The following is a 12,876-nucleotide window of genomic DNA, read 5'->3' on the forward strand; positions in this document are numbered from 1 at the left end:
CTGGTTCGCAATGGCGCGCACCAAGGCAAACCGAAACAGGCAGGAGAACATCATGACGCCCGAGCAGATCACCCTCATCCAGCAGAGCTTTTCCAAGGTCGCGCCGATTTCGGAAGCAGCCTCTGTGTTGTTCTATGACCGCTTGTTCGAGGTGGCGCCATCCGTGCGCGCGATGTTTCCCGAGGACATGACCGAGCAGCGCAAGAAACTGATGGGCATGCTCGCCGCCGTCGTCGGCGGCCTGTCGAACCTGGAAACGATTCTTCCCGCGGCCTCCGCGCTCGCCAAGCGTCACGTCGGTTATGGCGCCAAGGCCGAGCATTACCCGGTGGTCGGCGCGACCTTGCTGTGGACCCTGGAGAAGGGCCTTGGCGAAGCGTGGACGCCCGAACTCGCCACGGCCTGGACTGACGCCTACGGCGTGCTGTCCGGCTTCATGATTTCCGAGGCCTACGGCGTGCAGGCGCAGGCCGCCGAATAGGAGATGTGTTGTGAGTGAACCACTCGTCATCGTCGGTAACGGTATGGCGGCCGCGCGTCTTGTCGATGAACTCGCCAAGACCGCACTCGGCCGCTACGCGGTTGCCGTTATCGGCGATGAACCACGGCTCGCTTACAATCGTGTGCTGCTCTCCTCCGTGCTGGCCGGCGAGACCGGCTCGCACGAGATCGAGCTGAGACCTGCCGACTGGTGGCGCCATCGCGGCGTCACCGTGCGCTACGGCTATCGCGTCACCGAGATCGACACCGGCCGCCGCGAGCTCAAGATCGCCGGTGAAGAGAGCATGGAATATTCCAAGCTCGTGCTCGCCACTGGATCGACGCCGCTGCGGCTCAACGTGCCCGGCGCCGATCTTGCCGGCGTTCATACCTTTCGCGACACCCGCGACGTCGACCTGCTGTTGACGCTTGCGGCCGCCAAGAAGCGCGTCGTCGTGGTTGGCGGCGGCCTGCTCGGGCTTGAAGCGGCCTACGGCCTCGCCAAGGCCGGCGCGCCGGTGACGCTGCTGCATCTGATGGACCGGCTGATGGAGCGCCAGCTCGACGGGCCGGCCGCCGATCTGCTGAAGACGCTGGTCGAGCGCAAGGGCATCCGCATCCTGCTCAATGCCAGCACGAAGTGCATTCATGGCGACGGGCATGTCGAGGCCGTCGAGCTCGCCGACGGCAGCCGCCTCGAGGCCGACGCCGTGATCTTCGCCGCGGGCATCAGGCCCAACATCGCGCTGGCCAGGGATGCCGGCATCGCGGTCAACCGCGGCGTCGTCGTCAATGACGAGATGCAGACGGCCTCGCCCGACATCTACGCGCTCGGCGAATGCGCCGAGCATCGCGGCACCTGTTATGGTCTGGTCGAGCCGGCCTACGAGCAGGCGCGGGTGCTGGCACAGCATCTCGCCGGGCGGTCCGCTTCGTATCATGGCAGCGTGGTCTCGACCAATCTGAAGGTCTCCGGCGTCGGCGTGTTTTCTGCCGGCGATTTCATGGGCGGGGAGGGCAGCGAGAGCCTCGTGCTGTCAGACCGCAGGCGCGGCACCTACAAGAAGCTCGTCATCGCGGATGGACGGCTCACCGGTGCGCTGCTGATCGGCGATACCGTCGATGCGCTCTGGTATCTCGGGCTGATCCGCAATCGCGAGAATGTTGCCGCGATCCGCGCCGACATGATGTTCGGCCGCGCGCTCGCGCTTCCTTCGAAAGCAGCTTGATATGACGGCGATCGACCCAAAACTCCGCGCCACCAAGACGACCTGCCCCTATTGCGGGGTCGGCTGTGGCGTGCTCGCGACGCCCGACGGCAAGGGCGGCGCGGCGATCGCGGGCGATCCCGATCATCCCGCCAATTTCGGCCGTCTGTGCTCCAAGGGCTCCGCGCTCGGCGAGACCGTTGGCCTCGAGAGCCGGCTGCTCTATCCCATGATCCGCTGCAAGGGCGTGCTGGAGCGCGTCGCCTGGAGCGATGCGCTCGATCACGTCGCCCATCGCATGCAGCACATCGTCGCGCGCGACGGTGCCGACGCAGTCGCGTTCTATCTGTCCGGCCAGCTCCTCACCGAGGATTATTACGTCGCCAACAAGCTGATGAAGGGCTTTGTCGGCACGGCCAATGTCGACACCAATTCGCGGCTGTGCATGTCGTCCTCGGTCGCGGGTCATCGCCGCGCCTTCGGCGCCGACACCGTGCCCGGCTGCTACGAGGATCTCGACCAGGCCGATCTACTCGTCTTCGTCGGCTCGAACGCGGCCTGGTGCCATCCGGTGTTGTTCCAGCGCATGGTGAAGAACCGTGGCGAGCGCGGTGCGCGCATGATCGTGATCGATCCGCGCCGCACCGACACTGCAAGCGACGTCGATCTGTTCCTCGGCCTCAAGCCCGGCACCGACACCGCGCTGTTCTCCGGGCTGTTCGTCCATCTCGCCGACAGCGGCGCGCTCGATCAGGATTACATCGCCGCCAATACGTCCGGCTTCGACGATGCGCTGGCACGCGCGCGCAATATCGCCGGCAGCGTCGCCGCGACCGCGCTGGCGACCGGCCTCACCGAGCAGGACGTCGCGACTTTCTTCAAGATGTTCCGCGATACCGAACGGGTCGTCACGCTCTATTCGCAGGGCGTCAACCAGTCGGCGCAGGGCACTGACAAGGTCAACGCGATCCTGAACTGCCATCTCGCCACGGGGCGCATCGGCAAGCCCGGCGCATCGCCGTTCTCGCTGACCGGCCAGCCCAATGCGATGGGCGGCCGCGAGGTCGGCGGCCTCGCCAACCAGCTCGCCGCACACATGAACTTCACGCCGCCCGACATCGATCGCGTCAGGCGGTTCTGGAAGGCGCCGCGCATCGCCACCCATGAGGGGCTGAAAGCAGTCCAGCTGTTCGAGGCGATCAACCGTGGCGAGGTCAAGGCGCTGTGGGTGATGGGCACCAATCCCGCGGTGTCGCTGCCCGACGCCGACTTCGTGCGCGAGGCGCTGAAGAAGCTCGAGCTGTTCGTGGTCTCCGAGAACGTGCTTTCCAACGACACCGTCGATGCCGGGCCGCACGTGCTGCTGCCGGCGCTGGCCTGGGGCGAGAAGTCCGGCACGGTCACCAATTCCGAGCGACGCATCTCGCGCCAGCGCTCGTTCCTGCCGGCGCCCGGCGAGGCGCGGCCCGATTGGTGGATCCTGAGCGAAACCGCCAAGCGCCTCGGCTTCGGCGACAGCTTTAACTACAAATCCGCCGCGGATATCTTTCGCGAACATGCTGCGCTCTCGGCCTTCGAGAACGATGGCAGCCGCGATTTCGACATCGGCGCGCTGACCTCGCTGTCGGATGAGGCTTTCGATGGATTGAAGCCGGTGCAGTGGCCCGCGCGCGAGGGCCAGACTCCCGGCGAACGTTTCTTCGCGAGCGGCGGCTTTTTCACCAATGACGGCAAGGGCCGCTTCGTCGCGCCGGAGGTGCCGGCGCTGCGCGGCGAGACCGGGCCCTCGCGCCCGCTGCGTCTCAACACCGGACGCATTCGCGACCAATGGCACACCATGACGCGCACGGGCCTCAGCCAGCGGCTCGGCGCGCATCTGCCCGAGCCGTTCGTCGAGATCCATCCTGATGACGCCAACAAGTACAACATCGTCCATGACGGTTTTGCCCGTATCACCACCGACTACGGCCAGTGCATTCTGAAGGTCGTCGTCAGCGACCGCCAGCAGCGCGGCACGCTGTTCGCGCCGATCCACTGGAGCGCGATGAATGCCTCCCACGGCCGCGTCGGCGCGCTGGTCGCGCCGTTCACCGATCCGTTCTCTGGCCAGCCGGAGTCCAAGGCGACACCGGCCGCGATCACGCCGTATGAATACGTCTTCCGCGGCTTTGCGCTCTCGCGAAAACAGCTCGATCTGCCGCCAAACCTGATGTGGACCCGTGTCACAGTCTCGGGCGGCTTCGGCTACCTCTTCGCAGACAATGCGGATCTGTCGCGCTGGCCGGCCTGGCTCGATGGCGTTGCCGGCGAGGATGTCGCCGACTATCGGGATTTCGGTGGCGGCGTCTATCGCGCTGCGTCGTTCGTGGGCGACCGCATCGAGACCTGCCTGTTCGTCGGCCCCGCGCATGATGCCGGTGACTGGGAGGTGGTGAAGAGCCTGTTCGTGGCCGATCAGGTCAGCGACGACCAGCGCCGCATGCTGTTGTCAGGCAAGTCCAGCGAAGGCGCCGCCGCAACCGGCCCGATCGTCTGCGCCTGCTTCGGCGTCGGCCGCGGCACCATCTGCGACACGATTGCCGCCGGCGCGCGCTCGGCGGCCGAGATCGGCGCAAAACTCAAGGCCGGCACCAATTGCGGCTCCTGCATCCCCGAACTGAAGCGCCTGATCGCGACGACGGACGTGCCGGTGAAGCAGGCAAAGGTCGCGGGCGCGGCGGGGTAGGTAGGTCTCGTGCACCGGACGCTGCCCAGCACGAAGTGATGCGCTGCAGAGCCGGGGCCCATCTAACAGCGGAGTGTTTGGCCCTTCTGGGTCCCGGCTCTGCGCAGCAGCGTTTCACGCTGCAGCGCGTCCGGGACATGAGAGTGGCGTGGACGCAGCCATGCCCTCCCCCCAATCGACGCGCCCTCGATTGTGCCCTATGTTGCCGCGCTCTCCGCCTCAACACACACAAAAACAACAATGATGTACCTGGAAACGCCGCCACGCCTGATCGAGACTAAAATCTTCTCCGCCATGCCCGACAAATTCCGCCGCAAGGGTGAGCGGACCGATTGGGCCGACGCCAACCGGCCGGGTGTGCCGACCGACAGTTTTATCGAGGGGCCGTCCTTCGACAGCGACGGCCGTCTCTACATCGTCGACATTCCTTTCGGCCGCATCTTCCGCATCGCGCCTGACGGCGAGTGGTCGCTGGCGATCGAGTATGAGGGATGGCCGAACGGATTGAAGATCGCAGCCGATGGCCGCATTCTCGTGACCGACTACATGCACGGCATCATGGAGCTCGATGCCAGGGACGGCCGCATCAAGCCGATCCTGACCGCACGCAATTCGGAATCGTTCCGCGGCTGTAACGACCTGCATCTCGCATCCAATGGCGACATCTATTTCACTGACCAGGGCCAGACCGGCCTGCACGATCCCGGCGGTCGCGTCTATCGGCTGGCGTCGAGCGGCCGGCTCGATTGTCTGATCGATACCGGCATCAGTCCGAACGGTCTGGTGCTCGATCCCACCGAGACCGTGCTGTTCGTCGCGATGACGCGCGACAATGCGGTGTGGCGGCTGCCGTTCATGAAAGACGGTAGTGTATCGAAGGTCGGCCGCTTCTGCTCGCTGTTCGGCACCAGCGGTCCTGATGGTATGACCATGGACGCGAAGGGGCGCCTCTTCGTCGGCCATGCCTCGCTCGGCCATGTCTTCGTTTTTGCGCCGAACGGCGAGCTGATCGCACGGATCAAGTCGTGCGCGGGGCCAAACTGCACCAATGTCGCCATTGGTGGCGCGCAAAAGGATCGTCTCTATATCACGGAGTCGGCGACCGGCAGCGTGCTGGTCGCGGACATCAGCGCTCTCTAGGAATAGACATGAACACGCACCCCTTCGGCAAGACCGGCGCCAACGTCTCCGTGATCGGGCAGGGCACCTGGTATCTCGACCATGGCGACCGCAAGCGCGCGATCGCGGCGCTTCAGAGTGGACTCGATCTCGGCATGACGCATATCGATACCGCCGAGATGTATGGCGATGCCGAGCTCGTCATTGCCGATGCGATTGCAGGCCGGCGCGACGAGGTGTTCCTCGTTTCAAAGGTGCTGCCGAGCAACGCCTCGCGTCGCGGCACCATCACAGCCTGCGAGCGTTCGCTCAAGCGGCTGAAGACCGATCGGCTCGATTGCTATCTCCTGCACTGGCGCGGCTCGTATCCGCTAGAGGACACCGTCGCCGCGTTCGATGAATTGGTGAAGGCGGGCAAGATCAAATCCTGGGGCGTCTCCAATTTCGACGCTGACGATCTTGATGAGCTTCTTGATGTCTCCGGTGAAGGCCGCATCGCCTGCAATCAGGTGCTCTATCATCTCAAGGAGCGCGCGATCGAGCATGCGGTGATCCCGTGGTGCGAGCAGCATGGCGTCGCCGTCGTTGCCTATTCGCCGTTCGGGCATGACGATTTCCCGGACGCGCGCAGCAAGGGCGGCGCCGTTCTCGCGCGCATTGCCGATGCGCGTCGCGCGACGCCGCGTCAGGTCGCGCTCAGCTTCCTCACCCGTGCGACTACGGTGGTCGCGATCCCGAAGGCGTCGTCCGCCGAACATGCCGGCGAAAATGCGGCAGCGGGGGATCTCGTGCTGACGAAAGACGAGATTTCTGCGCTGGATGCGGCGTTTCCGCGCGGATCGAAGCCGCGCGGATTGCCAATGCTGTAGTGCAGCAAACCGCACTTTACTTGCATTCTTAATGAAGCATTGACGCGCGCGGACCTGAGCGCATATCGGCATCCTGTTTTCGGAAGTTGTGAAAGCGGCGCATTTGTCGTTTTTTACGACCGCACACGATTCGCATTTTCCCCGAGTTCCAGCCGTGACACCGCCGCCAGCCGCAGCCGCAAGGCTCGATAGTATTTCCGTGCCTGCGCCCGAGAAGAAGCATGTCGGCCGCCGCGCACCCGCACGCGTCGATCATCCCTTCAAGGGCATTGCGCTGGTGCTGCTCTCGACGGTGTTTCTCGGCTGCTCCGACGTCACCGCAAAATATCTCTCGACCAGCCTGCCGTCGATCGAGATCACCTGGATCCGCTTCGTCACCTTCGCGCTGATGTTTACGCCGGTGATGCTGCCGGCTTCGCCGATCTATGCGATGCGCACCGAGCGGCTTGGCCTTCAATTGATGCGCGGTACTGCGCTGCTCGGCTCCTCGCTGTTCTTCATCACCGGGCTAAGCTTCCTGCCGATCGCGGAAGCCTCCGCGACCGGCTTCGTCTCGCCGCTGTTCGTCACCGCGCTGTCGATCATCTTCCTGAGCGAGAAGGTGGGCATGCGCCGCTGGATCGCGACGGCGATCGGCCTCACGGGTGTGATGATCATCCTGCGCCCGGGCTCGAGCGCGTTTCATGTCGCCGCGTTCTTCCCGATCATCTCGGCGTTCTGCTGGGCCGCCGCGCTGATCCTGACCCGCATGATCAGCGGGCGCGAAGCCGTCGTCACCACGATGGCCTATTCCGCGCTCACAGGCGTGGCGATCCTCAGCGTGATGGTGCCGTTCGTCTGGGTGACGCCGACCTGGACCGCGATTGGCCTCGGTATCGTGATCGGTGTCGCCTCCACCGTCGGGCAGTGGATCATCGTGCTGGCCTATCGCTACGGCGATGCCTCGGTGCTGGCGCCATTCTCCTACACGCAGTTGCTCTGGGTCAGCATTTTGGGCTTCTTCCTGTTCGGAGAAGTGCCTGACGTCTGGACCATCACCGGTGCGGCCTTCATCGTCGCCAGTGGTCTCTACATCGCCCATCGCGAGCGCATCCGCCGCGCCCAGCTGCTGGTGCTGGAAGAGCGTTCCCCGAACCCCTGACGCAAGTTCGCACGTCCTGTTACGTGCTATCAATGGCTCCAACGAAAAGGGAGGAGCCGGATGCGCGCTGCGATTTTCAGGAACGGTGAGATTGTCGTCGACCGGATGGCAGGGCCGAAGCCCGGCCCCGGCCAGGTGCTGGTCAAGACGCTCGCCTGCGGCATCTGCGGCTCCGACCTTCACGCGCGCCAGCACGCGCCGCGGATGGTGGAGATGGCGAGGAAGACCGGGCGACCGCCGATGGATCTGTCGCGCGACGTCGTCTTCGGCCATGAGTTCTGCTGCGAGATCGTCGATTACGGCCCCGGTGCCGCGCGAAAACTCAAGCCGGGTACGCATGTCTGCTCGCTGCCCGCGCTGCTGACGCCGGAGGGCATCAAGGGCATCGGCTATTCCAACGACTTCGTCGGCGGCTATGCGGAGCAGATGCTGCTCAGCGAGCCGCTGCTGTTGGAAGTGCCGAACGGCCTTGCGCCGGAACATGCCGCGCTCACCGAACCGCTTGCGGTCGGCGTTCACGCTGTCGCCAAGGCGAACATCCGCGGCGGCGAGGTGCCGCTCGTCATCGGTTGCGGACCGGTCGGGCTCGCGGTCATCGCCGCACTGAAGATCAAGGGGTTGCATCCGATCGTCGCCGCCGACTATTCGCCGGCGCGCCGCGCGCTTGCGGCAAAACTCGGCGCCGATATCGTCGTCGATCCCAGGGTGTCGCAGCCCTATGCGACCTGGGCCGAGCACGCGCAGATGTCCGAGGCCGAGAAGGCGGCGCGTCCTCCGCTCCAGGCCGTGCTGCCGGCGCTGAAGCCTGCCATCATCTTCGAATGCGTCGGCGTGCCCGGCCTGTTGCAGCAGGTGTTCGAGGGCGCACCGCGCGATGCGCGCATCGTGGTGGTCGGCGTCTGCATGGAGAGCGACAGAAACGAGCCCATGCTCGGCATCATGAAGGAGCTCAACGTCCAGTACGTGCTCGGCTACACGCCGGAGGAGTTTTCCGCGTCGCTGCGCTTGATCGCGGAAGGGCAGGTCGATGCGGCCGCGATGGTGACGGAGGAAGTCGGCATCGACGGCGTCGCAAAGGCGTTCGCTGACCTAGCCAACCCTGAAACCCACACCAAGATCATCGTGCAGCCGTGGCGGTAGCGGTGCTGCCGCGACGGCGGTGCGCTCCCTCTCCCGCTTGCGGGAGAGGGGCGGGGAGAGGGTATCTCCCCAGTGGGATTCTCCAAGAGGAGAAAGCCCTCACTCGCGCCTGCGGCGCGACCTCTCCCGCAAGCGGGAGAGGTTAACGGCGAGCACCTACCCTCAATAGTTCGACGGCACGTACATCTCCGGCGGGATCGGGCCACGGTGATAGTCGGGATTGCGCACGCGCGGCGGCAGCACGACCGGCGCGCGCGCGACCTCCTGATACGGCATCTGACTCAGCAGATGGGCGATGCAGTTGAGGCGGGCGCGCTTCTTGTCGACGGCATCGACGATCCACCACGGCGAATCCGGGAGATGCGTGTGCTCCAGCATCGTCTCCTTGGCCTTGGTGTAGGCCTCCCAGCGGCTGCGCGCCTCGACGTCCATCGGACTCAGCTTCCACTGCTTCAAGGGATCCCGGATGCGCATGCTGAAGCGGAACTGCTGCTCGTCGTCGGTGATCGAGAACCAGTATTTGACCAGGATGATGCCGGAGCGGATCAGCATCCGCTCGAATTCCGGCACCGTCTTGAAGAACTCCTGGTACTGTTCCTCGGTGCAGAAGCCCATCACGCGCTCGACGCCGGCGCGGTTGTACCAGCTGCGGTCGAACAGCACGATCTCCCCGCCGGCCGGTAGATGCGCCACGTAGCGCTGGAAATACCATTGGGTGCGCTCGCGTTCGCTCGGGGCGGGGAGCGCCGCGACGCGGCAGATGCGCGGATTGAGACGCTGGGTGATGCGCTTGATGACGCCTCCCTTGCCGGCGGAATCGCGGCCCTCGAACAGCACCACGACCTTCTTCTTCTCGCTCTGTACCCAGTCCTGCAGCTTGACCAGTTCGCCCTGGAGACGGAGCAATTCCCGGAAATAGAGCCTGCGATCCACCGTCGGGCGGAGCGCGTCGGTCTCGTCCAGCAGTTCGTCGAGCCTGCTGTCATCGAGCTCCATCTCCAGCTCTTCGTCGAGATCGTCGGTCATTTCCCGGATGATGCGCTCACGTTTGGCCATTTCAGGGGTGCGGTCGGATGCGGTCATGGGTCCTTCTTTCGGCAGGGTGCCTGTCGCCACGACCATCGGCGGGGTTTGTTGCGGCCATGTGACAGCCGCCGCTACACCGGCAGCGCGATCGAATATTTCACCTGGCTCAGCGCAAAGCTCGACTCGATCGAGGCAATGCCGTCGAGCCGGGTCAGCTTGGTCTTGAGGAAAGTCTCGTAGGAAGCGAGGTCGGCCGCGACGACGCGCAAGAGATAATCGCGGTTACCGGTCATCAGATAGCATTCCAGCACCTCGTCCCATTTCGAGATCGCGCGCGCAAAGCGGTTGAGGTCCTCCTCCTTCTGCCGCGCCAGCTTGATCGAGATGAAGACGCTGACATGCAGACCCAGCGCCTTCTGGTCCACGGTCGCGATGTAGCGCGAGATGACGCCGCGTTCCTCCAAAAGCTTGACCCGGCGGTGGCAGGGCGACACCGAAAGCCCGACCTTGTCGGCGAGTTCCTGCATGGTCAGCCGGCTGTCGTTCTGGAGGTAGCCGAGGATTTTTCGGTCGATGGCGTCGAGCTCGGGCATTGGGATGAAACCTGGGTCAGAGGGCATTCGATTGGTAAAATATCCCAATATCGACGGGTATGGCGCGAAAAATTGAGAAATCTGGCATCGCCCGCAGGCGTATGATCCGCCTTATTTTCCGGAGCATCGCCATGCCCGTCGATTCCGCGCGTCTCGAAACCCTGACTGCACTGGCCCGCAAGGCGCTGTGGCTGTCGTCATGGACCATCCACCACGCCAACCACATCCGCCCGAACGCGGACGGCCTCAAGGTCGGCGGCCACCAGGCCTCCTCGGCCTCGCTCGCGACCATCATGTCGGCGCTGTACTTCCACGTGCTGCGCCCTGAGGACCGTGTCGCGGTGAAGCCGCATGCGAGCCCGGTGTTCCACGCCATCCAGTATCTGTTCGGCCGGCAGAGCCGCGAGAAGCTGGAGAACTTTCGCGGCTTCAAGGGCGCGCAGTCCTATCCCTCGCGGACCAAGGACGTCGACGACGTCGATTTCTCGACCGGCTCGGTCGGCCTCGGCGTCGCGCAGACGCTGTTCGCCTCGCTGGTGCAGGATTACGTCAAGGCGCATGGCTGGATGAAGGACCGCCGCGAGGGGCGGATGATTGCGCTGGTCGGCGATGCCGAGATGGACGAGGGCAACATCTTCGAGGCGCTCGCAGAAGGCTGGAAACATGGCCTGCGCAACACCTGGTGGGTGGTCGACTATAACCGCCAGTCGCTCGACGCCGTCGTGCGCGAAGGTCTCTGGGAAAAATTCGAGACCATGTTCCGCAATTTCGGCTGGGACGTGGTGATCGTGAAATACGGCCGGCTGATGCGCGAGGCTTTTGCCGAGCCCGGCGGTGAGGCGCTGAAGCGCTGGATCGACAATTGCCCGAACGCGCTCTACGCCGCGTTGTGTTTCCAGGGCGGCGCGGCCTTCCGCAAGCATCTGCATGACGAGATCGGCGACCAGGGGCCGATCACCAAGCTGATCGACAAGCGCAGCGACGAGGAGCTGCTGGCGCTGATGTCGAATCTCGGCGGCCACGACATGGCGAGCATGCTGGACGCCTTCGAATCGATCGACCACGACCGCCCGGTCTGCTTCATCGCCTACACCATCAAGGGCGTCGGCTTGCCGTTCCAGGGCCACAAGGACAACCACGCCGGCCTGATGACTGTTACGCAGATGGAGACATATCGCGAGAGCCAGAACATCCGTCCCGGCCACGAATGGGACAAGTACGAAGGCCTGACGCAGGATGCCGCCGAGCTCGACGCCTTCCTCGCGCGCGTGCCGTTCAATAAGGATGGCCGCCGGCTGACTGCGCCGGTCGTCGAAGTGCCGGCGCAGCTCGCCTTCAAGCCGGCGCCGCAGATGTCGACCCAACAGGGCTTTGGCCTCGTGCTGAACGAGATCGCGCGCGGTGACAGCGAGCTGGCAGAGCGCATCGTCACGACTTCGCCCGACGTCACCGTCTCGACCAATCTCGGCCCCTGGGTCAACCGGCGCGGCTTGTTCGCGCGCGCGGAAAAGGCGGACTTATTCCGCAGCGAGAAAATTCCCTCCACGTTCAACTGGGATTTTTCGCCCAAGGGCCAGCATCTCGAGCTCGGCATTGCCGAGATGAACCTGTTCATCATGCTCTCGGCGCTCGGCCTGTCGCACCAGATCAACGGCGCGCGGCTCTTGCCGGTCGGCACGCTCTACGATCCCTTCATCGAGCGCGGCCTCGATGCACTTAACTACGCCTGCTATCAGGATGCGCGCTTCATGGTGGCGGCGACGCCATCCGGCATCACGCTCGCGCCCGAAGGCGGCGCGCACCAGTCGATCGCGACTCCGCTGATCGGCATGGCGCAGGACGGGCTCGCCTCGTTCGAGCCGGCCTTCGTCGATGAGCTTGCCGTGATCATGGGTTGGGGCTTTGAGCACATGCAGCGCGATCCGGGCGAGGGCGGTTCCGTCTATCTGCGCCTGTCGACGCGCAGCATCGAGCAGGCGCAGCGCATCATGACGCCGGAACTTCAGCAGGGCATCACCGACGGCGCGTATTGGCTGCGCAAGCCGGGCCCGAACGCGGAACTCGTGATCGCCTATACCGGCGCGGTCGCGCCCGAAGCGATAGAGGCGACCGGCTTCATCGGCGAGAGCCGCCGCGACATCGGCCTGCTCGCGATCACCTCGGCCGACCGTCTCCATTCGGGCTGGACCGCCGCGCGGAAATTGCGACGCGATCGGCGCGGCGTGCAGCATCTCAGCCACATCGAAAAGCTGCTCGCGCCGCTGCCGCGCGACTGCGGCATCGTGACCGTGATCGATGGTCATCCCTCCGCGCTCGGCTGGCTCGGCAGCGTCCGCGGCCATCGCGTCGAGGCGCTTGGCGTCGAGCAGTTCGGCCAGACCGGCACGATCGCCGACCTCTACCGCCATTACGGCATCGACGCCAATGCGATCATCGATTCGGCCGAAAGCCTCACCACCGGCGCGCCGATCGTTCACCGCAAGATGGCGGTGTAGTTGAGGTAACCTAGCGCATGGGCCCCGGCAGCAGCGCACCGCCGAAGAAGCGCTGCGCTGCGTCCGGGGCACGAGAGTGT

10 protein-coding genes are annotated in these 12,876 nt (G+C 64.8%); 8 read left to right on the top strand and 2 right to left on the bottom strand.

Annotation, left to right across the window (positions count from 1 at the left end):
* Positions 1–52: 52 nt before the first annotated feature.
* The 7 genes from B5V03_RS19375 (at position 53) to B5V03_RS19405 (ending at position 8,682) form a co-directional block, all read left to right on the top strand.
* Entirely contained in the window at positions 53–481 is a 429-nt protein-coding gene (locus tag B5V03_RS19375; protein ID WP_129271992.1) for a globin family protein, read from the top strand.
* Positions 482–491: 10 nt separating this feature from the next.
* Entirely contained in the window at positions 492–1,709 is a 1,218-nt protein-coding gene (locus B5V03_RS19380) for an NAD(P)/FAD-dependent oxidoreductase (RefSeq protein ID WP_129271993.1), read from the top strand.
* Position 1,710: 1 nt separating this feature from the next.
* Positions 1,711–4,413, top strand: a complete 2,703-nt coding sequence (locus tag B5V03_RS19385; protein WP_129271994.1) for a nitrate reductase — start codon at positions 1,711–1,713, stop codon at positions 4,411–4,413.
* A gap of 243 nt (positions 4,414–4,656) precedes the next feature.
* Entirely contained in the window at positions 4,657–5,553 is an 897-nt protein-coding gene (locus B5V03_RS19390) for an SMP-30/gluconolactonase/LRE family protein (RefSeq protein WP_129272048.1), read from the top strand.
* 8 nt (positions 5,554–5,561) lie between these two features.
* A complete protein-coding gene (locus B5V03_RS19395) occupies positions 5,562–6,401 on the top strand; it encodes an aldo/keto reductase (protein WP_129271995.1) in 840 nt (279 codons plus the stop codon).
* 199 nt (positions 6,402–6,600) lie between these two features.
* Positions 6,601–7,542: a DMT family transporter gene (locus tag B5V03_RS19400; RefSeq protein ID WP_164988141.1), complete on the top strand. Its 942-nt coding sequence runs from the start codon at positions 6,601–6,603 to the stop codon at positions 7,540–7,542.
* A 60-nt stretch (positions 7,543–7,602) separates the two neighbouring features.
* Complete coding sequence (locus tag B5V03_RS19405; protein ID WP_129271997.1) at positions 7,603–8,682, top strand: zinc-binding dehydrogenase; 1,080 nt, start codon at positions 7,603–7,605, stop codon at positions 8,680–8,682.
* 162 nt (positions 8,683–8,844) lie between these two features.
* Here B5V03_RS19405 and ppk2 read toward each other — a convergent pair whose 3' ends face one another.
* Together ppk2 and B5V03_RS19415 are read right to left on the bottom strand one after the other, a co-directional pair.
* Positions 8,845–9,765: a polyphosphate kinase 2 gene (gene ppk2 / locus B5V03_RS19410; protein WP_129271998.1), complete on the bottom strand. Its 921-nt coding sequence runs from the start codon at positions 9,763–9,765 to the stop codon at positions 8,845–8,847.
* Positions 9,766–9,839: 74 nt separating this feature from the next.
* Positions 9,840–10,301: an Lrp/AsnC family transcriptional regulator gene (locus B5V03_RS19415; RefSeq protein ID WP_129271999.1), complete on the bottom strand. Its 462-nt coding sequence runs from the start codon at positions 10,299–10,301 to the stop codon at positions 9,840–9,842.
* Positions 10,302–10,432: 131 nt separating this feature from the next.
* Here B5V03_RS19415 and B5V03_RS19420 point away from each other — a divergent pair, with 131 nt between their 5' ends.
* Positions 10,433–12,796 (top strand): transketolase, encoded by a 2,364-nt coding sequence (locus B5V03_RS19420; RefSeq protein WP_129272000.1) that lies wholly within the window; start codon positions 10,433–10,435, stop codon positions 12,794–12,796.
* Positions 12,797–12,876 lie beyond the last annotated feature (80 nt).

The organism is Bradyrhizobium betae (assembly GCF_004123905.1).
GTDB lineage: Bacteria > Pseudomonadota > Alphaproteobacteria > Rhizobiales > Xanthobacteraceae > Bradyrhizobium > Bradyrhizobium betae_A.